This window comes from Acuticoccus yangtzensis (assembly GCF_001927245.1).
In the GTDB taxonomy this organism is placed as follows: Bacteria; Pseudomonadota; Alphaproteobacteria; order Rhizobiales; family Amorphaceae; genus Acuticoccus; species Acuticoccus yangtzensis.
The window spans coordinates 62,531-87,438 of the sequence record NZ_MJUX01000002.1; the positions used below are offsets into that span (position 1 = coordinate 62,531).

24 protein-coding genes are annotated in these 24,908 nt (G+C 69.6%); 16 read left to right on the forward strand and 8 right to left on the reverse strand.

What is annotated here, in order from left to right; translation table 11 throughout:
* Positions 1-3 precede the first annotated feature (3 nt).
* The 7 genes from BIX52_RS06520 to BIX52_RS06550 all read left to right on the forward strand — a co-directional run bounded on the left by BIX52_RS06520 (position 4) and on the right by BIX52_RS06550 (position 5,969).
* Positions 4-1,545 (forward strand): cytochrome c3 family protein, encoded by a 1,542-nt coding sequence (locus BIX52_RS06520; protein WP_075220260.1) that lies wholly within the window; start codon positions 4-6, stop codon positions 1,543-1,545.
* Positions 1,546-1,611: 66 nt separating this feature from the next.
* On the forward strand, positions 1,612-2,205 hold the full coding sequence (locus BIX52_RS06525; protein WP_075220261.1) for a Tll0287-like domain-containing protein: 594 nt from the start codon (positions 1,612-1,614) through the stop codon (positions 2,203-2,205).
* Between the two features lie 75 nt (positions 2,206-2,280).
* Entirely contained in the window at positions 2,281-2,754 is a 474-nt protein-coding gene (locus BIX52_RS06530) for a globin family protein (protein WP_075220262.1), read from the forward strand.
* Positions 2,755-2,899: 145 nt separating this feature from the next.
* A complete protein-coding gene (locus BIX52_RS06535) occupies positions 2,900-4,315 on the forward strand; it encodes a TldD/PmbA family protein (RefSeq protein WP_075220263.1) in 1,416 nt (471 codons plus the stop codon).
* A gap of 175 nt (positions 4,316-4,490) precedes the next feature.
* Positions 4,491-4,781, forward strand: a complete 291-nt coding sequence (locus tag BIX52_RS06540; protein ID WP_075220264.1) for a hypothetical protein — start codon at positions 4,491-4,493, stop codon at positions 4,779-4,781.
* A gap of 212 nt (positions 4,782-4,993) precedes the next feature.
* Positions 4,994-5,728, forward strand: coding sequence for an aldolase (locus BIX52_RS06545; RefSeq protein ID WP_075220729.1), 735 nt, complete (start codon positions 4,994-4,996; stop codon positions 5,726-5,728).
* 10 nt (positions 5,729-5,738) lie between these two features.
* Complete coding sequence (locus BIX52_RS06550; RefSeq protein WP_075220265.1) at positions 5,739-5,969, forward strand: DUF2093 domain-containing protein; 231 nt, start codon at positions 5,739-5,741, stop codon at positions 5,967-5,969.
* A 488-nt stretch (positions 5,970-6,457) separates the two neighbouring features.
* Here the strand turns inward: BIX52_RS06550 and BIX52_RS06555 are convergent, their stop codons facing one another.
* From BIX52_RS06555 to BIX52_RS06565, 3 genes are all read right to left on the reverse strand, one after another.
* Positions 6,458-7,465, reverse strand: coding sequence for a 2-hydroxyacid dehydrogenase (locus BIX52_RS06555; RefSeq protein ID WP_205647727.1), 1,008 nt, complete (start codon positions 7,463-7,465; stop codon positions 6,458-6,460).
* A gap of 87 nt (positions 7,466-7,552) precedes the next feature.
* A complete protein-coding gene (locus BIX52_RS06560) occupies positions 7,553-8,362 on the reverse strand; it encodes a crotonase/enoyl-CoA hydratase family protein (protein ID WP_075220266.1) in 810 nt (269 codons plus the stop codon).
* A gap of 161 nt (positions 8,363-8,523) precedes the next feature.
* Complete coding sequence (locus tag BIX52_RS06565) at positions 8,524-10,314, reverse strand: acyl-CoA dehydrogenase family protein (RefSeq protein ID WP_075220267.1); 1,791 nt, start codon at positions 10,312-10,314, stop codon at positions 8,524-8,526.
* 129 nt (positions 10,315-10,443) lie between these two features.
* On the opposite strand from BIX52_RS06565, the gene BIX52_RS06570 reads away from it, so the two are divergent.
* Entirely contained in the window at positions 10,444-11,544 is a 1,101-nt protein-coding gene (locus BIX52_RS06570; RefSeq protein WP_075220268.1) for an AraC family transcriptional regulator, read from the forward strand.
* Here the strand turns inward: BIX52_RS06570 and BIX52_RS06575 are convergent.
* From BIX52_RS06575 to BIX52_RS06585, 3 genes are all read right to left on the reverse strand, one after another.
* The gene (locus BIX52_RS06575) at positions 11,541-13,031 is read right to left on the reverse strand and encodes a M81 family metallopeptidase (protein WP_075220269.1); all 1,491 of its coding nucleotides are present in this window, start codon (positions 13,029-13,031) and stop codon (positions 11,541-11,543) included. The genes BIX52_RS06570 and BIX52_RS06575 overlap by 4 nt on opposite strands.
* A 132-nt stretch (positions 13,032-13,163) precedes the next feature.
* Positions 13,164-14,156, reverse strand: coding sequence for a bifunctional riboflavin kinase/FAD synthetase (locus tag BIX52_RS06580; RefSeq protein ID WP_075220270.1), 993 nt, complete (start codon positions 14,154-14,156; stop codon positions 13,164-13,166).
* Entirely contained in the window at positions 14,156-15,004 is an 849-nt protein-coding gene (locus tag BIX52_RS06585) for a TIGR01459 family HAD-type hydrolase (RefSeq protein ID WP_075220271.1), read from the reverse strand. The genes BIX52_RS06580 and BIX52_RS06585 overlap by 1 nt, the downstream gene beginning before the upstream one ends.
* A 288-nt stretch (positions 15,005-15,292) precedes the next feature.
* On the opposite strand from BIX52_RS06585, the gene mutL reads away from it, so the two are divergent.
* Both mutL and BIX52_RS06595 read left to right on the forward strand, forming a co-directional pair.
* Positions 15,293-17,407 (forward strand): DNA mismatch repair endonuclease MutL, encoded by a 2,115-nt coding sequence (gene mutL / locus BIX52_RS06590; RefSeq protein WP_083660081.1) that lies wholly within the window; start codon positions 15,293-15,295, stop codon positions 17,405-17,407.
* On the forward strand, positions 17,404-17,814 hold the full coding sequence (locus BIX52_RS06595) for a thioesterase family protein (protein WP_075220272.1): 411 nt from the start codon (positions 17,404-17,406) through the stop codon (positions 17,812-17,814). The genes mutL and BIX52_RS06595 overlap by 4 nt, the downstream gene beginning before the upstream one ends.
* A gap of 126 nt (positions 17,815-17,940) precedes the next feature.
* Here BIX52_RS06595 and BIX52_RS06600 read toward each other — a convergent pair whose 3' ends face one another.
* Both BIX52_RS06600 and BIX52_RS23925 read right to left on the reverse strand, forming a co-directional pair.
* A complete protein-coding gene (locus tag BIX52_RS06600) occupies positions 17,941-18,648 on the reverse strand; it encodes a ribonuclease activity regulator RraA (protein WP_075220273.1) in 708 nt (235 codons plus the stop codon).
* A gap of 125 nt (positions 18,649-18,773) precedes the next feature.
* The gene (locus BIX52_RS23925; protein WP_281249185.1) at positions 18,774-18,905 is read right to left on the reverse strand and encodes a hypothetical protein; all 132 of its coding nucleotides are present in this window, start codon (positions 18,903-18,905) and stop codon (positions 18,774-18,776) included.
* Between the two features lie 478 nt (positions 18,906-19,383).
* On the opposite strand from BIX52_RS23925, the gene BIX52_RS06605 reads away from it, so the two are divergent.
* The 6 genes from BIX52_RS06605 (at position 19,384) to BIX52_RS06630 (ending at position 24,891) form a co-directional block, all read left to right on the forward strand.
* On the forward strand, positions 19,384-20,571 hold the full coding sequence (locus tag BIX52_RS06605) for an ABC transporter substrate-binding protein (RefSeq protein WP_075220274.1): 1,188 nt from the start codon (positions 19,384-19,386) through the stop codon (positions 20,569-20,571).
* 95 nt (positions 20,572-20,666) lie between these two features.
* Entirely contained in the window at positions 20,667-21,449 is a 783-nt protein-coding gene (locus tag BIX52_RS06610; RefSeq protein ID WP_075220732.1) for an ABC transporter ATP-binding protein, read from the forward strand.
* 15 nt (positions 21,450-21,464) lie between these two features.
* Positions 21,465-21,791, forward strand: coding sequence for a hypothetical protein (locus BIX52_RS06615; protein ID WP_075220275.1), 327 nt, complete (start codon positions 21,465-21,467; stop codon positions 21,789-21,791).
* A gap of 40 nt (positions 21,792-21,831) precedes the next feature.
* The gene (locus BIX52_RS06620; RefSeq protein WP_075220276.1) at positions 21,832-22,536 is read left to right on the forward strand and encodes an ABC transporter ATP-binding protein; all 705 of its coding nucleotides are present in this window, start codon (positions 21,832-21,834) and stop codon (positions 22,534-22,536) included.
* A 1-nt stretch (position 22,537) separates the two neighbouring features.
* Positions 22,538-23,551, forward strand: a complete 1,014-nt coding sequence (locus BIX52_RS06625; protein WP_075220277.1) for a branched-chain amino acid ABC transporter permease — start codon at positions 22,538-22,540, stop codon at positions 23,549-23,551.
* Positions 23,548-24,891, forward strand: coding sequence for a branched-chain amino acid ABC transporter permease (locus BIX52_RS06630; RefSeq protein ID WP_170126405.1), 1,344 nt, complete (start codon positions 23,548-23,550; stop codon positions 24,889-24,891). The genes BIX52_RS06625 and BIX52_RS06630 overlap by 4 nt, the downstream gene beginning before the upstream one ends.
* Positions 24,892-24,908 lie beyond the last annotated feature (17 nt).

Sequence of the window (24,908 nt, forward strand, 5' to 3'; positions counted from 1 at the left end):
CCGATGTCGCTGAAACGGAATGCGGCTCTCTGGATCCTGTGGCTGGGCCTCACCCTCGCCGGCGGCGGCGCGCTGGCCGCGATCGTCTATGTCGGCGGTGACAGGGACCTTTTCCTCATCGGGGACACCACAGGCGCGCATCATCAGATCGAGGTGGCGTGCGACGCCTGCCACACCTCCGAGACCTTCGCCGACGCCGAGACGATCCAGAAGGACATGAACAAGGCGTGCCTCTCCTGCCACGCCGACGAGCTGGACGTCGCCAACGACAGCCACCCGGTGAAGAAGTTCCGTGATCCGCGCAACTTCCGCCGGCGCGAGGCGCTGGACGCGCTCTATTGCACCACCTGCCACGCCGAGCATGTGCCCGAGGAGACGCGCGTCGGCGCGGTGACGCTGCCGATGGACTACTGCATGGCCTGCCACCAGGACGTGTTCGAGAACCGCCCGAGCCACCAGGGCAGCGACTTCACCACCTGCGCCAGCGCCGGCTGCCACAACTTTCACGACAACGTGGCGCTCTACGAGGACTTCCTCGTCAAGCACGCCGACATGCCGGACTTCGCGGCTCACCCTGTGATCGGCTTTTCGGCCCGCAGCCGCGCCACCCCGGTCGCCGATGCGCTCGCCTCTGACGACGCGCGCGCCCAGATGATCGCCTACCTGAAGACGCTGGGCGAGGACGACGACGACGCCGCCGAAGAGGCCGACGAGCGGCTAGCCGCCGTGCTGACGGCGGACGACGCGCTCGCCCCGGCGCCGTACCTCACGGCCGGCGCCGTCGCCGAATGGGCCGGGTCGAAACACGCGCTCGGCGGGGTGAACTGCGCCGGGTGCCACGCGCCGGAGGCCGCCGCGGACGACTTTGCCGCCATCGAGGCCGAGTGGATCGCAGAGCCCGGCATGGACACCTGCGTGTCGTGCCACAAACGCGAGGTCGGCTCGTTCCGCGAGGGCAAGCACGGCATGCGCTTCCACCCCGAATTGCCGGACCCGCGCGAGGCGCCGGAGAACACCCTCCTCGCCGCGTTGACCGCGATGTTCCGTGACGCGCCGTTGGGGCCGATGCCGGTGGCCGAGGCGCGCCTCCCGATGAAGCCGGACGCCATGGGCCGCGCGGCGGGCACGTGCACCGCCTGCCACGCGCCGCACGAGTCCAACCTCGCCTTTGCCGCGGTTGAGGCCTGCGCCTCCTGCCACGACGACGACCACACGCGGGCCTATTTCACGTCGCCCCATTTCAGGCTGTGGGAGGCGGAGATGGCGGGGACGGGCGCGCCCGGAACCGGCGTGTCGTGCGGCGATTGCCACATGCCGAAGGTGGAGCTGCAGCGCGGCAACTTCTTCGTCACCCACAACCAGAACGCTTATCTGCGGCCGAATGAAAAGATGATCCGGCCGGTTTGCCTGTCCTGCCACGGCCTCGGCTTCGCCATCGACGCCCTGGCAGACCCCGAACTCGTTGAAAACAATTTCAACGGGCGCCCCTCGGCCCATGTGCCGAGCATCGACTGGGCGGTCAGTCGCACGCAGAGGCGACAGTGATTTGGCCTTACCGCGCCTCTGCGTGCCGCCATTGCAAGTCACCCCGCAACGCAAGAAGGACCTAGTATGCGCTTCTCCCGGATCAAGATCACGGCGGCCGCCGCGGGCCTTGCCGTGGCCGTTGCCGCGGCACCCGGCAGCCTGTCCGCCGATTCCCTCGACGATGCCACCATTCCCGCGAAAGACGTCGCGGACATGCTGCACGCCGTGATGGAATCGGACCGCACCGTCTATACCCGCCTCGTCGTGAACCGCCTGCAGAATGAAGAGCAGGTGATCAAGGCGTCGGAGTTCTTCCACGACGACAAGGCGTTGCCACTTCCGGCACAGATGTTCCGCTTCGGCTCCGAGATGGTCGCCGACAAGACGGACAAGTTCTTCTATTCGCTCCTGTCGCTGTGGCCGATCAACAAGCAGAACGCGCCGACCACGGACGTCGAGAAGGAGGGCCTGGAGGCCGTCGCCGACGATCCGGACGAGCCCTTCTACGCCGAGGAGGAGCTCGGCGGACAGAAGTACCTCACCGCGGTCTATGCCGACGTCGCCGTCGCCGGGGCGTGCGTGTCCTGCCACAACGCCCACAAGGACACCCCGCGCGACGATTTCGAGCTGGACGACACCATGGGCGGCGTCGTCATCCGCATTCCGATCGACGGCTGAGCCTGGGCGCGCCCGGCGGCGGAGCGGCCTCCGCGCCGCCGCACCCCTCCCGCAACCCTGATGGATGATTGCCCCATGACTCCCGAAAAAGTCGCGCTCGTGCAGGCGAGCTTCAAGAAGGTCGCGCCGATTTCCGATGCGGCGGCGGACATTTTCTATACCCGCCTGTTCGAGCAGAATCCCGACGTCCGGCCGATGTTCCCCGAGGACATGTCCGACCAGAAGTCCAAGCTGATGAAGACCTTGGGCGTCGCCGTCGCCAACCTGCACCAGGTCGAGACGGTGCTGCCCGTGGTGCAGCAGCTCGGCGCCAAACACGTCGCCTATGGCGTGAAGGACGCGCATTATGACGCCGTCGGCGCAGCGCTCCTCTACACGCTGGAGAAAGGCCTCGGCGACGATTGGACGCCGGAGCTGAAGGATGCGTGGACGGAAACCTATGTCGCCGTCTCCGGCATCATGAAAGACGCCGCCCACAAGGCCGTGGCGGAGGCCGCCGCCCAGCCTGCCGCCGAGAAGAAGGGCTTTTTCGCCCGCATCTTCGGCTGACCCATCCGGCGGCACCGGCGGCCGGGCCCCTCTCGGCCGCCGCGCTCCGGTCTCGCGCTGCTGCGCGGCCCGGCCGGACTGCTACGCCTTGCCCAATCGCTTCCCCGCCGCCACTTTTCCTTTGATGACGCCGAGGAGGAACCCGATGACCGACAATCTGTTCGACCGCCATGGCCTTGCCCAGGGCGAGGCGGAACGGATCGTGGCGGACGCGCTGAACGGAGCGGACGATGGCGACCTCTTCCTGGAGCACCGGATTTCCGAAAGCCTGGTGTTCGACGACGGCCGCCTGAAGTCCGCCGCCTTCGACATTTCGGACGGGTTCGGCCTGCGCGCCGTGGCGGGCGACCGTGTCGCCGTCGCCCATGCGTCGGACGTGTCGTTGGGGGCGCTGAAGCGGGCGGCGGACACCGTGTCCGTCGCCGCGCGCGGCCATCAAGGTACGCTGGACGTCGCCCCCGCAGGCACCAACCGGCGCCTTTATGACGACCTCGATCCCACCGCCGCGCCGGACTTCGGCGCCAAGACGGCGCTGCTGGCCGAAATCGACGCCTATGCCCGCGCCCGCGACCCGCGCGTACGACAGGTGTCGGTGTCGCTGGCGGCGGAACGTCAGGTGGTCAACATCCTGCGGCCGGATGGGCTCTTCCTCGCCGACCACCGCCCGCTGGTGCGCTTCTCCGTCTCGGTGATGGTCGCCGACGGCACCCGCATGGAATCGGGCAATTATGGCTGCGGCGGGCGCGAGCTCTATGACCGCTTCATCACCGAGGCCTCGTGGCACGGCGCGGTGGACGAGGCGCTACGCCGCGCCCTCGTGAACCTCGAGGCCGTGCCCGCTCCGGCCGGAACGTTCGACGTGGTCCTCGGCTCCGGCTGGCCCGGCATCCTCTTGCACGAGGCGGTGGGGCACGGGCTGGAAGGCGACTTCAACCGCCGCAAGACGTCCGCCTTCGCCGGGCTGATGGGCGAGATGGTCGCCTCCCCCGGCGTGACGGTGGTGGACGACGGCACGCGCGACGCGCGCCGCGGCTCTCTCAGCATCGACGACGAGGGGACGCCCACCAACGAGACCGTGCTGATCGAGGACGGGCGCCTGGTGGGTTACATGCAGGACCGGCAGAATGCGCGGCTGATGGGCATGGTGCCGACAGGCAACGGGCGCCGCCAGTCCTACGCCCACACCGTCATGCCGCGGATGACGAACACGATCATGAAAGGCGGCGACACCGACCCCGAGGAGATCCGCGCCGGGGTGAAGGACGGGCTCTACATGGTCTCCTTCGGCGGCGGGCAGGTGGACATCACCTCCGGCAAGTTCGTGTTCCAGTGCACCGAGGGTTACCGCCTCAGGGACGGCAAGATCGCCGAGCCGGTGAAGGGAGCGATGCTGATCGGCAACGGGCCGGACGCTTTGACCCGCATCGCCGCCGTCGGCAACGACATGGCGCTCGACGACGGGATAGGCACCTGCGGCAAGTCCGGCCAGTGGGTTCCGGTGGGCGTGGGCCAACCGTCGATCCGCATCAACCAGATGACGGTCGGCGGCACCGAGGCCTGATCCGCCCGCGGCGGAGAGCCGCAGGACGAGGCTAGGGCGCTGAACGGGCGCGTGAGGGGCGCGCGCTGCCTCTCCCACCGGGCTTGCGCAGCGACCTCGAACCCCTGATCTATGGTGCGCCGGCGCGCGTCGTGTGCCACGGCCGGCCCGCGCGTCATGCACATCCAGCGCCCTTATGGACAAGACGTCATCGTCTGCGGCGGCTCCGGCCGCGCCTGTTCGCCCCACCTTCACCATGTGGCTCAACGCCTCGGTCAGCATGCTCTTCGTCGGCGTGATGGTGCTGCCCGCCGAGGCGGCCACCGCGTGGCTCGGCGGCGCCTTCACCCATTCGCCCCTCGTCGGCTGGGCGATCGCGGCGGTCACCATCCTTCCCTCGCTCGCCTGGCTGTGCGGCCGCGGCCTGAAGAACGCGCTTTCCGCCGAAGCCGAATTGATCGCCCAGGCGAGTCCGACGGCTCGCTGAAGCTGCCGGCCGGGCGGGTTCAGCGCCGGCCCGGCCGCATCCTCACACCGCGCCGCGTCCTTTGCCGCCGACCCGGCGCGTGAAACGGCCCCATTGCGCCGAGCGCGCTCCCCGTGGGATGAAGACGGTGGGCGATGGAATGCCTGCAAGGCGGCCTTAACCCGCCTTGGCCTGACGGCTCGCCCGCACGCCGCGGGCGCAAGAACAAAAGGATGATGACGACCATGATCGACGACCTGCGCGAGGATCTCGCCACTGCTTTCCGCGTGGCCGCCGCCATGGACCTCAACGAGGGTATCTGCAACCACTTCTCGGTGCAGGTGCCGGGGGCTGAGGAGCGTTATCTCATCAACCCCTACGGCATCCACTGGTCGGAGATGCGGCCGGGCGACCTGTTGCTGATCGACGGTGAGGGCCAGGTGGTCGAGGGAGAGGGCGAGGTCGAGGCGACGGCGCGCTACATCCACGTCGCCGCTCACCGCGCCAATCCGCGTCACGCGGCGGTGCTGCACACGCACATGCCCTTCTGCACCGCGCTGACGATGGTTGAGAACGGCTCGCTGGAAATGGCGCATCAGACCGCGTGCCGCTTTCACGACCGTACGGTCTATGTGCGCGAGTTCGGCGGTCTGGCGCTGGACGAGGACGAGGGCGAGGCCATCGCCACCTCAGCCAAACATGATAGTGCCGCGGACATCTTCTTCCTCGCGCACCATGGCGTGACGGTGTGCGGCGCCTCCGTGGCGGAAGCGTTCGATGACCTGTACTATCTGGAGCGGGCGGCGCGTCAGCAGGTTCTGGCGATGTCGACCGGGCTGCCGTTGAAGCTGATGAATGCCGAGCAGGTGAACCACACCGCGCGGCAGATGCGGCAGGTGATGAAGGTGCAGGCCGAGGAGCACTTCACGGTGTTGAAGCGTCTTTATCCGGCCAAGGCTGCGGCATGAGCGTAGGGCAATGAACAGGCATGAGATGATGGCAGGGCGTCCGGGCGCCGAGGCGAAGCTGAGGTATCTCGACGGGGACTTTCAGGTTCTCTCTCCGGGCACCTTCGTGCGATGCGCCGTGACCGGCAAGCCGATCCCTTTGGCGGAGCTGCGCTATTGGAGCGTGGACGACCAGGAGGCTTATGCGGACGCCACGGCGGCGCACCAGGCCTTCATGTCCCGCCGACTTCGCGCGGTCTGACACCACGAAGGCGGCCGGCGCAACACGCGCCGCTCGCCCTGAACGCGGCCGCTCGCCGCCCTCGCCAACCAAACTGCCGGAGCAAGGGAACGCTACCGGCACCATGGGACATGCCGGCGGGCTATATCGCGGCCGGCAGAAGGGAACGATGCCGGCGGACTGGATCGCTGCCGGTGCCATGGCACCCCACCGCGCGGGACACACCCCCTTGGGACCACCGCGCCCGCCCACCGCGAGGCGCTCACATGGCGCGGGTCCGTTTGCCTGATCATCGGAGCCGCCGTCGCCCCAAACCCTTGGCGGAGAAGGTGGGACGCCTGCAAGGGGCCGCAGGCCGGCTTTAGCCGCTTGCCCTTGCGGGTGTGCCGCCTTCTCTGCCATGCGGTGCAGGGGTGATGGCGGTTCCGGTGATCAGGCGGTCCCTGATCATTGGTGAGTCCGAGCCCGCCGGAGGCCGCGGCGCCTCGTCCGCCCGCGGCCTTGCGCCCTCAGGGGATAGGCGTCACCAGAGGCTCACCGGCCAGCGCCTTCTCGACATTGGCCACCACGAGGTCCCCCATCGCGCGGCGCGTATCCACGGTGCAGCTCCCGATGTGCGGCGTCAGCACCACGCGGTCGAAGCCCATGAGCGCGGCCGGAACGTTGGGCTCGTCCTCGAACACGTCGAGCCCGGCGCCGCCGAGTCGGCCTTCTTGAAGTGCGGGCGCGAGGGCGGTCTCGTCGACGACCGAGCCGCGGGCGATGTTGATGAGGATCCCCTTCGGCCCCAACGCGTCCAGGACGGGTGCGTTCACGAGGTGATAGGTCGCGGCGCCGCCGGGACAGGCGACCACCAGCACGTCGGCCCAGGCGGCGAGGCCCTCCAGGGTGTCGAAGAACTGGCCGGGCGCGCCGTCCTTGGCGCGGCGGTTGTGGTAGCCGATCTGCATGTCGAACCCGGCCCCGCGGCGGGCGATCGCCTCGCCGATGCGGCCCATGCCCAGGATGCCGAGGCGCTTGCCGCTGATCCTCATCGCCTCGGGGAAGCCGCGCACGTCCTGCCAGGCGCCGGCCTTCACGTAGCGGTCCGCCTCGGCGATGCGCCGCCCGACCGCCAGCATCAGCGCCCAGGCGAGGTCGGCCACGCAGTCGTCCAGAATGTCGGGGGTGTAGCTGACGGCGATGCCCTTCTCGCGCGCGGCGGCGACGTCCAGCGTGTCGTAACCGACGCCCCAGCTACAGATGGCGCGCAGCTTCGGCAGCGAGTCGATCATCCCGCGGGTGATGCCGCGGAGCGCGGAGGTGACCACCACCGTGGCCTCCGGCGCGAGTGCGCCGAGGTCGGACGGGATCGGGCCCTCCAACACGGAGGCGACGGCGTAGCGGCGGGCCAATTCCTCGTCGGCGTGCGCGCCGGCCGAGCCGATCTGAACGATGTCGGCGGCCGTCATCGTGCGGCCGTCCCAATGCTGCGTCTCGTCCCATCCATGCCGCGCCTCCCATAAGCTCTCGTTCAATTGAGAGCCTATGCTTCATCGACGCAGAGCGGAAAGGAAAATTGCCGCACCGGGCCCGCCGTTCGGCCGGCCTGGTGTGGCGGGGCGTCAGGCGGCGTTGGGGCGCACGCGCGCGGCGGTCTTGTCGGCGAAGGCGGCGAGGCGGGCGCGCGCATCGGGCTGCGTGTTGACGATGCCGGCGACGACGGCCTCGGCATAGGCGGCGTCCATGCCGGACATGTTCTGCATGTGACTGATGGCCGAGCAGATGGCGAAGTTGGTGAGCGGCAGGTTGGCCGCGGCGCGCCCGGCCAGCTCCATCGCCTTATCGAAGCTCGACCCCTCGACGAGATACTGGCACAGCCCGACGTCGACCGCCTCCCGGCCCTGGTAGACGCGGCCGGTCAGCATCATGTCGATCATGCGCGCCTTACCGACGAGGTCGGCCACGCGGATCGTCGCGCCGCCGCCGGTGAAGAGCCCGCGCTGTCCTTCGGGGAGGGCGAAATAGGTGGTCTCGTCGGCGACGCGGATGTGGGCGGAGCTGGCGAGCTCCAGCCCGCCGCCGACGACCGCGCCCTTCAGCGCGGCGATCACCGGAACGCCGCCATATTCCATCTTGTTGAACGCCTCGTGCCAGCGCAGGCACACGTGCATGAACTCAGCCGGGCTGCGGTCGGCCTGGTGATGCTCGATGAGGTCGAGGCCGGCGCAGAAGTGCTGCCCCTCGCCCGCCAGGACGACGGCCTTACAGCCGGTGCGGGGCGCTGCGGAGAAGAGCGTGATCAGCTCCTCGATGGTGGCAATGTCGAGCGCATTGCGCTTGTGCGGGCGGCTCAGCATCACGACCCACACGCCATTGTCCTGCGGGTCGATGGCGAGGTTGATGAATTGGGTCAGATCCAGACCGATCGACATGGAAGCTCCTTCGCGGGGGTGTGCGGCCGCGCCGGACGGGCCGGGCGGCACGGTGGGGACGGCCGCGCGGTGCGGCCGGTCGGCAGAGAGGACGGGCCACGGTGCGGCGCGGCCTGATCAACCGTGAGGGCGAGCCGCGCTCTAGCGCGACCCGATAGGTCTCAGAGCGCGACGTCCGCCGCTTCGAGGATGCTGTCGCCGCCTTCGATGATCCGTTCGGCGAGAACCACGGTGTCGCCCAGAATGTGGTCGGCGTAGAAGCGCGCGGTGGCGATCTTGGCGGCCATGAAGGGACGGTCGGTGCCGTCCGCATAGAGCGCCTCGGCCTTCAGCAGCGCGCGGGCGAGCTGCCAGCCGGCCATCAGGTTGCCGGCCAGCATCAGGTAGGGCACCGATCCGGCGAACACGGCGGCGGGCTGGCGCGGCGTCTCGGCCACCACGAAGTCGACCACCGACAGGAAGGCGCCGCGGGCGCGGGTGAGCTGCCGGGCGACAGCCCGGGCGGACACCGAGTCGGACGCCATCAGCGCGGCTTCCGTCTCCTCGATCATCGCGGCGATGCGGTAGGCGGTGCGCCCGCCGTCCCTCAGCGTCTTGCGGCCGACGAGGTCGTTCGCCTGGATCGCGGTGGTCCCCTCGTAGATCGGCAGGATGCGCGCGTCGCGATAATGCTGCGCGGCGCCGGTCTCCTCGATGAATCCCATGCCGCCGTGCACCTGAACGCCGCAGGAGGCGACGTCCACGCTCATCTCGGTGGAGTAGCCCTTGACCAGCGGCACCATGAATTCGGCGACGGCGAGCGCGTCGGCCCGCTCGTGCGGCGCCTCTGCGTGGCGAGCGAGGTCGTGCCAGCCGGCGGTGGCGGCGGCCAGCGCGCGGCAGCCCTCCGTCACGGCGCGCATGCGCATCAGGAGCCGCCGCACGTCGGGGTGGCGGATGATGGCCACGCTCTCGTTTGACGATCCGTCCACCGGGCGGCTCTGCACGCGGTCCTTGGCGTAGGCGAGCGCCTGCTGCGCTGCCCGCTCGGACACGGCGATGCCCTGGACGCCCACCGCGAACCGCGCCGAGTTCATCATGATGAACATGGTGTCGAGGCCGCGATTTTCCTCACCGAGCAGGAAGCCGGTGGCACCGCCCTCGGAGCCATATTCCAGCACCGCGGTCGGGCTGGCGCGGATGCCGAGCTTGTGCTCGATCGACACGCAGCGCACGTCGTTGCGGGCGCCGAGCGACCCGTCCGCCTCGACCATATATTTCGGCACGATGAAGAGGCTGATGCCCTTCACCCCCGCCGGCGCGCCGGGGATCCTCGCCAGCACCAGGTGGACGATGTTGTCCGTCTGGTCGTGCTCGCCATAGGTGATGAAGATCTTGGTGCCGAAGATCTTGTAGGTGCCGTCGTCCTGCGGCTCTGCCCGTGTGCGCAGCAGGGCGAGGTCGCTGCCTGCCTGCGGTTCGGTCAGGTTCATGGTACCGGACCAGCGGCCTGAGATCAGGTTCTCGAGGTAGGTCGCCTTCTGCGCTTCGGTGCCGGAGGTCAGCAGAGCGTCGATCGCCCCGTCTGTCAAAAGAGGACAGAGGGCGAAGCTCATGTTCGCGGAATTGAACATCTCGCTGCAGGCGGCGGCGACGGCGCGCGGCAGGCCCTGGCCGCCGAACTCCACCGGGTGCTGCAGGCTCTGCCAGCCGTTGTCCACGAATTGGCGATAGGCGTCCTCGAATCCGTCCGGCAGATGCACCTTGGTGCCGTCATAATGGGAGGCGTCACGGTCGCCGGTGACGTTGAGCGGGGCGACCACTTCCTCGCAGAACCTGGCGCATTCGTCCAGAATCGCGCGGGCGGTGTCGACTTCGAGGTCCGCGAAGGCGGGAAGACGGGTGAGTGTCTCCCACCCCGACAGATGTTCGATCGCGAACATCATGTCCTTCACCGGCGCTGAAAAACCCATGGCACGCCCTTTCCCGACGTCGTTCCCCCGTCTCGCATCTGTCACATAGTCATGGAGGCCCGCGGCTCGCTATCGCGCTTCACGACTGAAAATTTGCAAATCTCGCCAAATTCGGCACCATAGAGGGCGATGGCCCAGCCCGCCCCCGCCCGCATCGTGCATCTGTCGACGGTCTCCCGCGCCTTCGTGGAGGACTGGCTCGTCACCTTGCGTGCCGAAACGGCAGACGACGAGCTTGCCTTGTTTCTCAGCAGCGCGGGCCTCGCCGAGGATCCCGCCGACCCGCTGCTCGCCCGCGTCACCCACGACCAGATCGTCGCCCTCTACCAGCTCGTCGCGACGCGCACGGGGGACGAGATGATGGGGGTGTGGAGCCGGCCCATCCGCTCCGGCGCGCTGAAGCATCTCGTCACGGTGCTCTTGGAGGCGTCGTCCATCCGCTCGGCGCTCTACAGGTTCACCACGTTCTGGAACCTCCTGCTCGACGATTACCGGCTGGAGATGGTGCGCGGCGAGGACGAGATCCGCATCGACATCGTCCCGCGCGAGGACGGGCTGACGGCGCACCGCTTCGGCCACATGCTGCTGTTGAAGCTCACCCACGGCATCATCTCGTGGCTGGCCGGGCGGGAGCTGCCGTTGACGGAGGTCGACTTCGCCTTCCCCCGGCCGGACTTCGCGGAGGATTATCCCGTGCTCTTCCCCGCCGCGATCGGGTTCGACGCGGAGGTGTCCTCCATCGCTTTCGCACGTGCGCTGGGGTCGCTCGCCGTGGTGCGCCAACCGGCGGAGATGCAGGCCTTCCTGTTGCGTGCGCCGCGGGACTGGATCTTTACCACCTACAAGGAACACGCGTTGTCGCTGACGGTGCGCGAATTGTTGCAGCGGTCGGACCGGATGGGGCTGAAGCTCGGCGACGCTGCGGGCGCGCTGGCGATGACCCCGCGCACGCTGGTGCGGCGTCTGGCGGCCGACGGCACCACCTTCCAGGCGATCAAGGACGGGCTGCGGCGCGACGTCGCCATCCGCGAGCTGACGCACGGGCGCAAGAGCCTGGAGGCGATCTCGCAGGATCTGGGGTTCGCCTCGGCACCCAATTTCCACCGCGCCTTCAAGCTGTGGACCGGCTACACCCCGGCGAGCTACCGGCGCGACCACCGCGACCCCAACGAGGGCCGCCGGCCGAACCCCGACGCCGCGAGGGCGATGACCTTCGGCGCTGGCGCCTAAGCGCCGCCGAAGAGCCGCGAGACGGTGGGAAGGCGTGGCGGCTCGGCCATGGCGTCGGCGGGCCAGAAAGGGCGCACGCGGCGGTTCCAGGCGACGGCGGTAAGGTCCAGCGGCGTCGCGCCCGGCCCATGAACCGGTACGAAGCCGACGTCCGCCGACAGAAGCTTGCGAAAGTTCATGAGCTGCTTGAAGGCGGCCATCCTGCAGGCGCCGATGTCGATCCCGGCGGCACGATAATGCTCGTCCGTATGCTCGTAAACGGCGTGGCTGCCGACGAGGATCGTCACCGCCCCCGCCTGCAGCACCGCCGCGGGGCCGATCGTCGCCTCGGCGCCCGCGAAGGGGCCACCGTCATAGGTGAAACGCCCGTCGGCCAGCCGCACCACCTCCGCCTCCACGGCGAGCCGCTGGACGCCGAGGGTGAAGACGGCCCGCGCCCCCTCCCCCGCCGCGGCCGCCTGCGCCACGGCTGCGGCGCCCACCAGCGAAACCGCCGCCGGAACGCCGGGCGCCAGCGCCAGAAGCGCGGCGAGGACGGCGGCCTCGTCCCCCGCGGCGCCGCCGCCGATGGCGTCCGACCCGTCGACGAGAAGAACGGTGCGCTCCGGCCGGTTGAGTGCCTCGGCCACCGCGTCCTCGGGCGTGAAGGCGGGGAGGAGGAAGCGCGCGCGGCGGGTCCACATCGCGTCCGCCACGGCGGTGGCGGCGGCCTCTGCGGCGGCGGTGTCGCCGTCCGTCACGGCGAGGCCGGCGATGCCGACGTCCGCCCCGTCCAGCCACGGCTGCACAGGAAAATAGCTGACGGAGAGGACGCCGCGCCGCTCCATCTCACGTGATGCGGCCGCCACCTCGGCCATCGGCGCATCGCCGAGGGTTGCCATGCCGAGCACCGGCAGCAGCGCGTTCAGCTTGGCGAGCGCCATCGCCGGGCGGATCTCGCCGCGCATGGTGCGCACGAGGAGCGCGGCGGCCTTCGCCCCGGTCTCGTAGGCGTCGACATGCGGATAGGTCTCGTAGCCGCAGACGATGTCCGCCGCCTCCACCATCGCCTCCGTCACGTGGGCGTGGAGGTCGAGGCTCACCGCGACGGGCACGGCGGGGCCGAGCGCCTGCCGCAGCGCGGTGAGCAGCGTGCCTTCCGGGTCGCCGTCCGTCTCGGTGATCATCGCGCCGTGGAGCGCCAGATAGACCCCGTCCCACGGCCCGGCGGCGGCAGCGCCCGCCACGATGACGTCACACGCGTAAGCGAACATCTCGTCGGTGACGCAGCCGCCTGTGCCGCCGTTGGCGAGGAGCAGCGGCACCACCTCGGCGCCCGCCGCCGCCAGCGTGTCGATGCCGCCGGAGAGGGCGATGCGCTTGCCGGACGCCGCGGCCAGCACCGCCGCACCCTCGCACATCCCCTTGCGCGTAAAATCGGCCCGCCCGTCGCGCCGCGGCGACAGGCTATTGCCCTCGAACTCGAAGCTCGCGACGGCGACGCGCATCGCCGCTCAGCCCCGGCCCGGCGACTGGGAGCGTATGTTCGGCAGCATGAGTGTCCCCCAGGCGTGGCTCGGCATGGGGCCAGCCTGGGCGATCGCGGCTACTTCAGCAATGGCGAAATCAACGGCGCCGCGTCAGAAGTTCAGTGCCGCGTCGATCGGCGACAGCGGGGCGAGGCCGGCGAGCGCGGCCTTCGCGTCGGCGCTGTCCTGGTCCATCTGCACCATCAGCGCCTCCATGCCGGTGAAGGCGATCTCGGGCCTGATATAGCGCTCGAACGTCACCCTCAGGTCGCGGCCATAGAGGTCGCCGGCATAATCGAACACGAAGGTCTCGAGCAGCGGGGCACCGTTGTCGAAGGTCGGGCGGCGGCCGAAGCTCGCCACACCGTCGCGCCACGCCCCGTCGATCAGCACGCGCACGGCGTAGATGCCGTGGCGCAGGCTCGCCGCCGGGTCCAGCGCCTGGTTGGCGGTGGGGTAGCCCATCTCGCGCCCGCGCTTGTGGCCGTGGATCACCTCGGCGGTGACCGCAAAGCGGCGGCCGAGAAGCTCCGCCGCGCCCGCGACGTCGCCCTCGGCCAGATGGGAGCGGATGCGGGTGGAGGAGATGATGCCGCCGTCCTCCAGCGCGCCCACCGTGTCGGTCGCAAAACCGTGGCGGGCGCCCTCGGCGGCCAGAAGCGCCCCGTCGCCGCGCCGCCGGGCGCCGAACTTGAAGTCGTGGCCGACGACCACCGCGGCCGCCTTCATGCGGCGCACCAGGATCTCGGCGATGAAATCCTCGGCGGTGAGGCCGGCCAGCGCGGCGTCGAACGTGGCGACGACCATCGCGTCCATCCCGGCGGCGGCCATGACGCGGGCCTTCTCGTCCGGCGGGGTGAGGCGGAAGATGGGCGCGCCGGAGAAGAAGGCGCGCGGGTGCGGCTCGAAGGTGAGCGCCACCGCCCGCACCGCCGCGTCCGATTCCGCGGAGAGCCGCGCCGCATGGGCCGTCGCCGCCCCCAGCACGGCCTGGTGGCCGCGGTGCACTCCGTCGAAGTTGCCGATGGCGACCACCGCGCCCGTCAGCGCCTCGGGCAGAGCGCCGAGTGGGACGGGAACCGCGGCGGCACGGCGCGGCGACATCACCAAGTCAGCCTCGCCGCGAAATAACGCGCCGGGAGCCCTTCCTTGGCCAGCCGCTCGGCCACCAGCGCGGCGTCCGGTGTGCCGTGGCCGCCGACCTCGGCGGCATGGATGCCGTCGGTCAGGAACAAGACGTCGTAGCCCTCGTTGGCGGCGCCGCGCACGTCGGTCGGCAGGCCGTCGCCGATCACCAGGATGCGTTTCGCGTCCGGCTTCAAAGCGTGGATCTTGCGGCGGGCGTGGTCGTAGGCGAGGCGGTGGGGCTTGCCGATCCAGATGCAGTCGGTGCCGTTCTCCTCCACCAGCCGGGCGAGTGCGCCGGCGCACCATACGAGCTCGGTGCCCCGCTCCACCACGATGTCCGGGTTCGCGCACAGGACCGGCGCGCCGCTGGCGGCGATGCGCGCCATCTCCTCGCGGTAGTCGTCCGGCGTCTCGACAGTATCGTCGCGCAGTCCGGCGATGACGACCGCGTCCGCCCCTTCGGGCGCGTCCACAAGCGTCATCTCGGGGCTGTAGAGGCCGAGGTCGCGGTCGGGGCCGATGTGGTAGATCGTCCGCGCTTTCTTCTCCGCCAGGGTGGCGATGACGACGTCGCCCGAGGAGAGGATCGCATCATAGGCCCCCTCGCCTGCGCCCAGCAAGGCGAGGTGACGGGCGACGGCGGCGGAGGGGCGCGGCGCGTTGGTCATCAGCACCACGGGGCGGCCGGTGGCGCGGAACCCGGCCAGCGCCTCGGTGGCGCCGAGGTGGGCTTTCAGGCCGTCGTGCAGGACGCCCCAGACGTCGCACAGGACCGCATCATAGTCGTCGGCGATGGCCGACAGGCCGGAGAGGGCAAGTGTCATGGTGGGCGTAAAGCTGTCTTGTGACGCGGCTCGGATGGCGAAAACGTGTGGACGCAAGGTGGATCGGGCCCGCCGCGATGGTGGCCCGCCCGCGCTTGCCCTAGCGCAATCGGCCCCGCCGTCATAGACCCGGTCTATGGGACGCTGCGCACCATATTCATCAGGTGAGGCCGGTGGCGGCGGGTCGCGCGCCCCCCGCCGCGCGGCCCTTGCGGCGACCATGACGGCGGCAGCTGCGGCGACCTCGGCGGCAACCATGGCCGCGACGATGCCGCAGGACGCTGCGGCATGAGCGACGCACCGGCCTTCGCCGCCCATCCGACCGCTCGTCCTGCACTCGCCGCGCGCAAAGTGCAGCGGCTGGACGCGCGCCTGATCGACAAGATCGCCGCCGGCGAGGTGGTCGAGCGCCCGGCCTCCGCCGTCAAGGAGCTGGTCGAGAACGCGCTCGACGCAGGCGCCACCGCCGTCGACGTCACCGCCGAGGCGGGCGGCACCGCGCTCATCCGGGTCGCCGACGACGGCCACGGCATCGCCGCCGAGGAGTTGCCGCTCGCGGTCGAGCGTCACTGCACCTCCAAGCTGATCGACGCGGCGGGTCTGTCGGCGATCCTCACCATGGGGTTCCGCGGCGAGGCGCTTCCGTCCATCGGCGCCGTCGCGCGCCTTTCGGTGACGAGCCGCGTTGAGGGCGGCGACGGCGCGTCGATCCTCGTCGAAGGCGGCCGCGTCGGCCCGGTGGAGCCGGCGGGGCGCGCGGTCGGCACCACGGTGGAGGTGCGCGACCTCTTCTTCGCCACCCCCGCGCGGCTGAAGTTCCTCAAATCCGAGCGGTCCGAGAACGCGGCCATCTCCGACACGGTGAAGCGCCTCGCCCTCTCCGCCCCCCATGTCGCCTTCACGCTGAACCTGGGCGGACGGCGGCAGACCTTCGCCGCCGCGACGCCGCTCGGCCGCGCCCGCGACGTTCTCGGCGCTGACTTTGCCGACGAGGCGATCGCGCTCGATGTGGAGCGTCACGGGGTGCGCCTTCAGGGCCATCTCGGCCTGCCGACGTCGGGCCGCGCCTCCAGCCAGTACACCTACGCTTTCGTCAACAACCGGGTGGTGAAGGACAAGCTGATCGCCCAGGCGATGCGCGCCGGCTATCAGGACGTGATGGCGCGCGACCGCCACCCCGTCGCCGTCCTGTGGATGACGCTCGACCCGGCGCTGGTCGACGTGAACGTTCACCCCGCCAAGGCCGACGTGCGCTTCCAGGACGCCAACGCGGTGCGCGGCCTCATCGTCACCGCCTTCCGCCGCGCGCTGGCCGAGGCACCCGCCGCCGCCTCCCGCACCGTCTCGTCGGCGGCGCTGGCGGCGCTCTCCATGCCGTCCCGCGGCGGCTCGTTCGGCGGGCCGGGACGCGGCCTTGTCCAGAACGACGAGGAGGCGGGCTTCGCCGAGCCGGGCGCCGCCTTCGCCGCATCGCCGCATGGCGTGCCCCGAGATGGCCTCGCGGACGGCGCATCCCGGCCCGGCGCCGCGGAACCCGGCGTCCTGCACGAGGGCGCCCCCCGCCCCGCCTACAAGGCCGACTATTCGGCGCGCTCGCGCGGCGGTTCAGGCGGCTCGGGGTATGGGGGCGGCTTCGGGAGCGGCTTCGCGCCGCCGCGCGGGCGCGCCTTCCACTCGCCGCCTCCGGCTGCCCGCTCGACGGACCCCGCCCCCGGCGCGTGGATCCCGGACCATGGGATCCCGGACGATGGGTGGCCGGACGGGGCAATGCCGGACGGTGCGATACCGCAAGGCGCACCCGGCGACAGCGACAGCGCCGCCGCCCACCCGCTCGGCGCGGCGGTGGCGCAGGTCCACGGCAATTATATCCTCGCCCAGACCGCCCACGGCCTCGTGGTGGTGGACCAGCACGCCGCCCACGAGCGCATCGTCTACGAGCGGCTGAAGGCGCAGGCGGCCGAGCGCGAACCCGCCGCACAGGGGCTCCTCATCCCCGAGGTGGTGGAGCTCGCCCCTGACGACGTCGACCGCCTCGCCGAGCATGCCGAGACCTTCGCCCGCCTCGGCCTCACCCTGGAGCCGTTCGGCCAAGGCGCCGTGGTGGTGCGCGAGACGCCCGCCGCCCTCGGCCGGTTCGACATCGCCCGCCTCGTCAAGACGCTCGCCGACGAGATCGCCGACTGGGGCGCCGCCTCCGCGCTCGCCGACAAGCTCGACCACGCCGCCGCCACGATGGCCTGCTACGGCTCGGTCCGCTCCGGCCGCGCCTTGAAGGTGGAAGAGATGAACGCGCTCCTGCGGCAGATCGAGACGACGCCCGCGGCCGGCCAATGCAACCACGGCCGCCCGACGTTCATTTCCCTCACCCTCGCCGAGATCGAAAAGCTGTTCGAGCGCCGATGACCGCCGCCTTCTCCACCCCAATCCGCGTCTATTTCGAGGACACGGACTTTTCCGGCCGCGTCTACCACGGCGCCTTCATCCGCTTTCTGGAGCGCGGCCGGACGGAGCTTCTGCGCGCCTCGGGGCTCGACCATGCGGCGCTGGCGGCACGAACGCCGCCGCTCTTCTTCACCCTGCGGCGGATCGACGTCACCTTCCACGGCCCCGCCGTTATCGACGATCTCTTGACCGTCGACACCACGCCGATCGAGGCCGGGCGGGCCAATTTCCTGCTGGATCAGGCGATCAAGGTGGGCGAGAGGCGGATCGTGTCGGCCCAGGCGGAATTGTGCCTGATCGACGATCGCGGCCGTCCGCAGCGCCCGCCCGACGCGGTGCGCGCCGCTCTCTCCCCGCCCGCATCATAAATCGGTATCCGGGCCGAGCGGCGACGGGATCGCCGCGCGATCCCCCATTGCGGCCGCGATGTGCGCTTGCCGCAGCTCGAGCGCGGGCGGGAGCAAAACGGCGCCGCCCGCGCTCGGCCGTGGCGCTCAGGCTTCGCCGGCGGCCTTGGCGGCCTCGTAGCGGGCCTTGGTCTCGGCATTCATGGGGTAGAGGCCGGGAAGCGGGGTGCCCCGGTCGACCTCGGTCATGATCCAGGCCTCCATGCGCTCCTGCTCGGGCGCCTCGGCACACACCTCGTCGACCAGCGCCGCGGGGATGAGCACCGCGCCGTCATCGTCCACCACGATGAGATCGTCAGGGAACACGGCGACGCCGCCGCAATCGATCGGCTCCTGCCAGCCGACGAAGGTCAGCCCCGCCACGGAGGGCGGCGCCGCATAGCCGGCGCACCACACCGGCAATCCGGTGCCGAGCACACCCGCCGCATCGCGCATCACGCCATCGGTGATCAGCGCCGCGACGTTCTTCTTGGCCATGCGCGCGCACAGAATGTCGCCGAAGATGCCGGCGTCCGTCACGCCGCCCGCACCGGCGACGACGATGGCGTCCTCCGGCATCGCCTCGATGGCGGCGCGGGTGGAGATCGGCGAGCCCCAGGATGCAGGGGTGGCCAGGTCCTCGCGGGCCGGGACGAACCGCAGTGTGAAGGCGCGTCCGACCAGACGTGGCTGTCCTGCGCGGACCGGCTTGGCGCCGCGCATCCAAACGTTTCTGAGGCCTTTTTTGAGGAGGATGGTGGTGATCGTCGCCGTGGTGACCCCCTGGAGGATCTGGCGCGCGTCCATATCGTTCATACCGAAGCCCTTTATTGTCGCATCATGTCCTCTGCGACGCGCGGGCTCCGGTCAATCCACTTCGGGGAACATGCCACACCCGCGCGACGCGGAATCGGCGGTGAGGCGCAAGAATGAGGAGGGGCTCAGAAGGGAAAGGCGTTGATTCCGGCCGTGAGGCTCCCGGCCACCAGCGCAAGCAAGATCAAGTATTCGGGAAGCGGCGACTGCTTCTTCTCCGGAGCGGTGACATTCACGTTCTGGGTGTCCTGCGGCATGATGTTCCCTCGTTTCGCCAGACCAACGGCGTTCCGCACGATTTCGTTTCAAGCTGTTTTCGGATTTTTGCGCGGGACGGCGGCACGCTCCCCCTTCCGCAACGCTGGACCGTTCATGGCCCGAAGATTACGCTAAAACCCTGCCGATCGACAGGTTGCGCCGGACTTATAGACCAAACGACGTCCCGGAAGGGTGAATGTCACCTTAAACATCATAGAACACCGCACCTCGACCGGCCGACAGCATAACGAAATCATGGTTAATTACTTGACCGTTTCGGCGGTGTGGGCGGCATATAACAACGCGCTCCCGACGGGGCCAGAGGCCCGCCCGGCCTTTCCACCGCCCCCGCACAGGGTTGTGTCCGAGTGCGACCCGAAGGTGACACCGCCCGGCGGAGCGCTCCGTGCTTGCGAAGCGGCCAGCCCTATGGTCAGGCTTGCGAAGAGCGAAAAGAATTCGCCTGAGGAGCCTCACATGAAGACCACGCTCATGGCGCTCGTGAGCGCCGCTGCCCTCGTCTCGGCCGCGCCCGCCCTCGCCGAAGACGCCAAGCTCGGCATCCTGCTCGGCTTCACCGGCCCGCTGGAGAGCCTGTCGCCCGCCATGGCGCTCGGCGCCGAACTCGCCGTCGCCGAAGTCAACGAAAGCGGCCAGTTCATGGACGGCGGCACCGTCACCGCCGTGCGCGGCGACGATACCTGCATCGACGCCGGCGCCGCCACCACCGCGGCCGAGCGACTCGTCACCTCCGACGGCGTCAACGGCATCATGGGCGCGATGTGCTCGGGCGTCACCGGCGCGGTGCTCCAGAACGTCGCCATCCCGAACGGCGTGGTGATGATCTCGCCCTCCGCCACCTCCCCGGCGCTGACCGCGGTCGAGGATGACGGCCTCTTCTTCCGCACCGCCCCGTCCGACGCGCGCCAGGGCGTCATCATCGCCGAGATCCTGGCCGAGAAGGGCGTTGGTTCGGCCGCGCTGACCTTCACCAACAACGACTACGGCAAGGGTCTCGCCGACTCGATCGCCGCCGCCGCAGGTGAAGCCGGGATCGACATCACCATCAACGCCCCGCACGAGGATGGCAAGGGCGACTATTCGGCCGAAGTCGCAGCCCTCGCAGCGGCGGGCGGCGAGATCCTGATCGTCGCCGGCTACCTCGACCAGGGCGGCCGCGGCATCATCCAGGCCTCGCTGGATTCGGGCGCGTTCGACACCTTCTTCCTGCCCGACGGCATGGTCGGCGAAGCGCTGGTGGAGGCCATCGGCTCCGACCTCGACGGCTCCTACGGCGTCCTGCCGGGGTCCGACTCCGAAGGCTCGCAGATCTTCGCCCAGTTGGCCGAAGAGGCCGGCAACGAAACCGGCGTCTACGCCCCCGAGGCTTATGACGCCGCGGCGCTGATGCTGCTCGCCATGGCGAAATCGGGCTCCACCGACCCCGCCGTCTACAAGGATGTCATCATGGACATCGCCAACGCGCCGGGTGAGCCGATCCTGCCGGGTGAACTCGGCAAGGCGCTCGAGATCATCGCCGGCGGCGGCGAGGTCGACTATGTCGGCGCGTCCGACGTCGAGCTGATCAACGGCGGCGAGTCGGGCGGCTCCTTCCGCGAGATCGCGATCGAAGACGGCGCCATCGAGACGGTGCAATATCGTTGATCGCAAGCGCGATGCCGGCGGCTGAGACCGCCGGCGCCACTCCTGCACCCGGCGACGGTCCCTCGACCGTCGCCCCATCGTCGGCCGGCGATGCGATGATCGCCGTCACCGGCCTGTCGAAGTGGTTCGGCGGCATCCACGCCGTGCGTGACGTGTCGCTGTCGATCCGGCGCGGCACCATCACCGGGCTGATCGGCCCCAACGGCGCCGGCAAGTCGACTCTCTTCAACGTCATCGCCGGGCTCTATCCGCCGACCGCCGGCACCGTGCAGCTGGACGGTGAGGACGTCACCGGCCTCGCCCCGCACCAGCTCTTCGGGCGCGGCCTGTTGCGCACCTTTCAGCTCGCCCAGGAGTTCCACTCCCTGCCGGTGCGCGAGAATCTGATGATGGTGCCACCCGCGCAACCGGGCGAAAACCTCGTCAACGCCTGGTTCCGCCCCGGCCGCGTCGCCGCCCACGAAAAGGCGCTGCGCGAGAAGGCGGACGAGGTGCTCGACTTCCTCACCCTCTCCCACCTCGCGGACGAGCGGGCGGAAAACCTCTCCGGCGGCCAGAAGAAGCTCCTGGAGCTCGGCCGCACGATGATGGTGGACGCCAAGATCGTCTTCCTCGACGAAGTCGGCGCAGGCGTGAACCGCACGCTTCTCGCCACGATCGGCGAGGTGATCCAGCGCCTTCAGGCCGAGCGCGGCTACACCTTCTGCGTCATCGAGCACGACATGGACTTCATCGGCCGCCTCTGCGACCCGGTCATCGTGATGGCCGAAGGCGCGGTTCTGGCCCAAGGCTCGGCCGACGAGATCATGAAGAACGAAGCGGTGATCGAGGCCTATCTCGGCACCGGCTCCAAGCACGCCCGCCCCAAATCCACCTGACGGACCCAAGGCACCATGTCATCTGTCACGCGCTTCACCCTCCTCGGGATCATGGCCCTGTTCATCCTGCTGGGCGTCGCCTTTGCGCTCGGCCTCAGGCTCTACGTGATCGCGCCGCGCTCGGGCATCCCGGACGGTCTGACCGCGGTCGTGCAAGGCGCGCGCTTCCTCGCCCCGGTGGATTCGCCCGAAGGCATGTGCGACCGCTGGGGCCAGCGGCCGGACACCGCCTGCGTCACCCGCGCCATCACCGAGGTGAACCAATCGGCAACGATCCTGCTGCAACTGCCTTATCTCTCCCCCCTCGCCGCGTTGGGCGGTGTCCCGGCGGGTGCGCGATGAGCCGTCGACCCCGCCTGCGCCATTTGGAGACCCCCCGCCGATGAGCTTTCTGGTCGCCCGCGACATGCGGGGCGGATATGGCGCGGAGGACATCCTCCAAGGCTGCACGGTGGAGGCGGACCGGGGCGAGATCGCGGTCATCGTCGGCCCCAACGGCGCCGGCAAATCGACCGCGATGAAGGCGATCTTCGGCATGCTCTCCCTGCGCGGCGGGGCGATCACGCTGGACGGCGCGGACCTGACACGGATGAAACCCACCGAGCGCGTGAAGAACGGCATGAGCTTCGTGCCGCAGGTGAAGAACGTCTTCCCGTCCATGAGCGTGGAGGAGAACCTCGAAATGGGCGCCTTCATCCGCCGCGACGATTATTCGGCCACCATGGACGAGGTCTACGCCCTCTTCCCGGTGCTCGCCGAAAAGCGCCGCCAACCGGCGGGCGAACTCTCCGGCGGGCAGCGCCAGCAGGTCGCGGTCGGCCGCGCACTGATGACGAAGCCCAGCCTCCTGATGCTGGACGAGCCCACCGCGGGCGTCTCCCCCATCGTCATGGACGAACTCTTCGACCGCATCATCGACGTGGCGAAGACCGGCATCGCCATCCTGATGGTGGAGCAGAACGCCAAGCAGGCGCTGGAGATCGCGACGCGCGGCTACGTCCTGCAGCACGGCAAGAACGCCCACACCGACACCGGCGAAGCGCTGCTCGCCGACCCGGTCGTGCGCCGCACCTTCCTCGGAGGCTGACGTGGACGGCTTTCTCAACGCCATCGTCCTCCTCGCCAACTTCGCGCTGGTACCGGGGGCGGCCTACGGCTCGCAGCTCGCCTTGGGCGCGCTCGGCGTCACGCTCATCTTCGCGGTGCTGCGCTTCTCCAACTTCGCCCACGGCGAGACGATGTCCTTCGGGGCGATGATCACCATCTTCGCGACCTGGGCGCTGCAGTCCTGGGGCGTCTCCATCGCCCCGCTGCCGACCGGCCTTCTGGCGCTCCCCATCGGCATCATCGTCACCGTCGCGGTGGTGCTGGCGTCCGACAAATTCGTCTACGCTTATTATCGCGAGAAACGGTCCGATCAGGTGATCTTCCTGATCGCCTCCATCGGCGTCATGTTCGTCATGGCTGGGCTGATCCGCTTCATCATCGGCCCGGACGATCAGATCTTCGCCGACGGTGCCCGCTTCGTCTTCTCCGTGCGCGACTTCCGTGCCGTGACCGGCCTCGAAGAAGGGCTGGCGCTGAAGACGACGCAGCTCGTCACCCTCGTCACCGCCATCGTCTGCGTGGTGGCGCTGTTCCTGTTCCTCGGCAAGACGCGCACCGGCAAGTCCATGCGCGCCTATGCCGACAACGAGGACCTCGCCACCTTGTCGGGCATCGACGCAGGGCGGGTGGTGCGGATCGCCTGGATCCTGTCGGCGACGCTCGCGGTCATCGCCGGTGTCCTCTACGGGCTCGACAAGAGCTACAAGCCGTTCGTCTTCCAGGAGCTTCTCCTGCCGATCTTCGCGGCGGCGATCGTCGGCGGCCTCGGCTCGCCCGTGGGCGCCATCGTCGGCGGCTACATCATCGCCTTCGCCGAGGTGCTGGTGACCTACGCCTACAAGCGCTTCCTCGGCCACCTCGTCCCGCCGGACTGGATGCCGGACGGCCTCGCCCAGCTCATGGGCACCGAATACAAGTTCGCGGTCGCCTTCGTGATCCTCGTCCTCACCCTTCTCATCCGGCCGACGGGCCTCTTCAACAAGAGGGCGGCATGAGCCAGAGCGTCCGCACACCGCGCACCCCGGCGAGCCCGATGCGCACGGTGCTCCCCTTCGCCGTCTTCTTCCTGCTCATCGTGGCGGTCGGCCTGCTGCAAAGCTGGACCGTGGCGCTGACGATCCTGAACATGTGCCTCGTCTCGGCGGTGATGGCGCTCGGCGTCAACGTCCAATGGGGATACGCGGGGCTCGTCAATTTCGGCGTGATGGGCTTCACGGCGCTCGGCGGGCTCGCGGTGGTTGTGATCGCCATGCCCACCGTCGACGCGGCGTGGCAGGCCGGCGGGCCGGGCGTTCTCTTCGGCCTCTTCCTGCTCCTCGCCACCGCGGCGGTGACGATCGCCATGCGCCGCGTGGTGACCGCCCGCCTGCCGCGCATGGTGCTGACGGCGGTGTTCGTCGCCGCAGGTCTCTGGGCCGCCAACACCGTGCTCGGCCCCTCAACCGCGGCGGTCGAGGGCGTCAACCCGGCGCTGGAGGGCTATCTCGGCGGGTTCGGCGCGCCGGTGCTGATCGCCTGGGCGGTGGGTGCGCTGCTGGCGGCGGCGGCGGCCTTCGTCATCGGCAAGATCGCGCTCGGCCTTCGGGCGGACTACCTCGCCATCGCAACCCTCGGCGTGTCGGAAATCATCGTCGCGGTGCTGATGAACGAGGACTGGCTGGCGCGCGGGGTGAAGAACGTCGTCGGCCTCCCCCGCCCCGTCCCCTACGAGGTGGACATGCGCACCACCGCCTGGTTCGCCGACCTCGCCGACCGGCTCGGCATGGCCGCGGTGCCGCTGTCGTCGCTGATCGTGAAGCTCGCCTATGCAGGTCTGTTCGTCGTCGTCCTGGCGCTCATCCTGTGGCTGGCGGAGCGCGCGCTCGCCTCGCCCTGGGGCCGCACCATGCGGGCCGTGCGCGACAACGAGACCGCCGCCGCCGCCATGGGCAAGGACGTGAAGCGGCTTCATCTCCTCGTCTTCATCGTGGGGTCCGGCATCATCGGCCTCGCGGGGGCGATGCTGACGACGCTCGACGGGCAGTTCACGCCATCGTCCTACCAGCCGCTGCGCTTCACCTTCCTCGTCTGGGTGATGGTGATCGTCGGCGGGGCGGGCAACAACTGGGGCGCCACGGTGGGGGCCTTCATCGTCTGGTTCGCGTGGGTGGAGGCCGAGCCGGTGGGCCACTTCGTCATCGACTGGGCGACCTACGCGTTGGGTGACGACTCGCCCATCCGCCAGCATCTTCTGCAGAACGCGGCGCAGATGCGCCACGTGGTGATGGGCGTGCTCCTGCTCGTCGTCCTGCGGTTCGCCCCGCGCGGCATCATCCCCGAAACAGACCGGACCTGAGTCCCCCCGCCCTCCCT

What these genes read in the sequence shown, in the direction of transcription:
- BIX52_RS06520 (WP_075220260.1), top strand. Translation starts at nt 4, where the DNA reads ATGTCGCTGAAACGGAATGCGGCTCTCTGGATCCTGTGGCTGGGCCTC.
- BIX52_RS06525 (WP_075220261.1), top strand. Translation starts at nt 1,612, where the DNA reads ATGCGCTTCTCCCGGATCAAGATCACGGCGGCCGCCGCGGGCCTTGCC.
- BIX52_RS06530 (WP_075220262.1), top strand. Translation starts at nt 2,281, where the DNA reads ATGACTCCCGAAAAAGTCGCGCTCGTGCAGGCGAGCTTCAAGAAGGTC.
- BIX52_RS06535 (WP_075220263.1), top strand. Translation starts at nt 2,900, where the DNA reads ATGACCGACAATCTGTTCGACCGCCATGGCCTTGCCCAGGGCGAGGCG.
- BIX52_RS06540 (WP_075220264.1), top strand. Translation starts at nt 4,491, where the DNA reads ATGGACAAGACGTCATCGTCTGCGGCGGCTCCGGCCGCGCCTGTTCGC.
- BIX52_RS06545 (WP_075220729.1), top strand. Translation starts at nt 4,994, where the DNA reads ATGATGACGACCATGATCGACGACCTGCGCGAGGATCTCGCCACTGCT.
- BIX52_RS06550 (WP_075220265.1), top strand. Translation starts at nt 5,739, where the DNA reads ATGAACAGGCATGAGATGATGGCAGGGCGTCCGGGCGCCGAGGCGAAG.
- BIX52_RS06560 (WP_075220266.1), bottom strand. Translation starts at nt 8,362, where the DNA reads ATGTCGATCGGTCTGGATCTGACCCAATTCATCAACCTCGCCATCGAC.
- BIX52_RS06565 (WP_075220267.1), bottom strand. Translation starts at nt 10,314, where the DNA reads ATGGGTTTTTCAGCGCCGGTGAAGGACATGATGTTCGCGATCGAACAT.
- BIX52_RS06570 (WP_075220268.1), top strand. Translation starts at nt 10,444, where the DNA reads ATGGCCCAGCCCGCCCCCGCCCGCATCGTGCATCTGTCGACGGTCTCC.
- BIX52_RS06575 (WP_075220269.1), bottom strand. Translation starts at nt 13,031, where the DNA reads ATGCGCGTCGCCGTCGCGAGCTTCGAGTTCGAGGGCAATAGCCTGTCG.
- BIX52_RS06580 (WP_075220270.1), bottom strand. Translation starts at nt 14,156, where the DNA reads ATGTCGCCGCGCCGTGCCGCCGCGGTTCCCGTCCCACTCGGCGCTCTG.
- BIX52_RS06585 (WP_075220271.1), bottom strand. Translation starts at nt 15,004, where the DNA reads ATGACACTTGCCCTCTCCGGCCTGTCGGCCATCGCCGACGACTATGAT.
- mutL (WP_083660081.1), top strand. Translation starts at nt 15,293, where the DNA reads ATGAGCGACGCACCGGCCTTCGCCGCCCATCCGACCGCTCGTCCTGCA.
- BIX52_RS06595 (WP_075220272.1), top strand. Translation starts at nt 17,404, where the DNA reads ATGACCGCCGCCTTCTCCACCCCAATCCGCGTCTATTTCGAGGACACG.
- BIX52_RS06600 (WP_075220273.1), bottom strand. Translation starts at nt 18,648, where the DNA reads ATGAACGATATGGACGCGCGCCAGATCCTCCAGGGGGTCACCACGGCG.
- BIX52_RS23925 (WP_281249185.1), bottom strand. Translation starts at nt 18,905, where the DNA reads ATGCCGCAGGACACCCAGAACGTGAATGTCACCGCTCCGGAGAAGAAG.
- BIX52_RS06605 (WP_075220274.1), top strand. Translation starts at nt 19,384, where the DNA reads ATGAAGACCACGCTCATGGCGCTCGTGAGCGCCGCTGCCCTCGTCTCG.
- BIX52_RS06610 (WP_075220732.1), top strand. Translation starts at nt 20,667, where the DNA reads ATGATCGCCGTCACCGGCCTGTCGAAGTGGTTCGGCGGCATCCACGCC.
- BIX52_RS06615 (WP_075220275.1), top strand. Translation starts at nt 21,465, where the DNA reads ATGTCATCTGTCACGCGCTTCACCCTCCTCGGGATCATGGCCCTGTTC.
- BIX52_RS06620 (WP_075220276.1), top strand. Translation starts at nt 21,832, where the DNA reads ATGAGCTTTCTGGTCGCCCGCGACATGCGGGGCGGATATGGCGCGGAG.
- BIX52_RS06630 (WP_170126405.1), top strand. Translation starts at nt 23,548, where the DNA reads ATGAGCCAGAGCGTCCGCACACCGCGCACCCCGGCGAGCCCGATGCGC.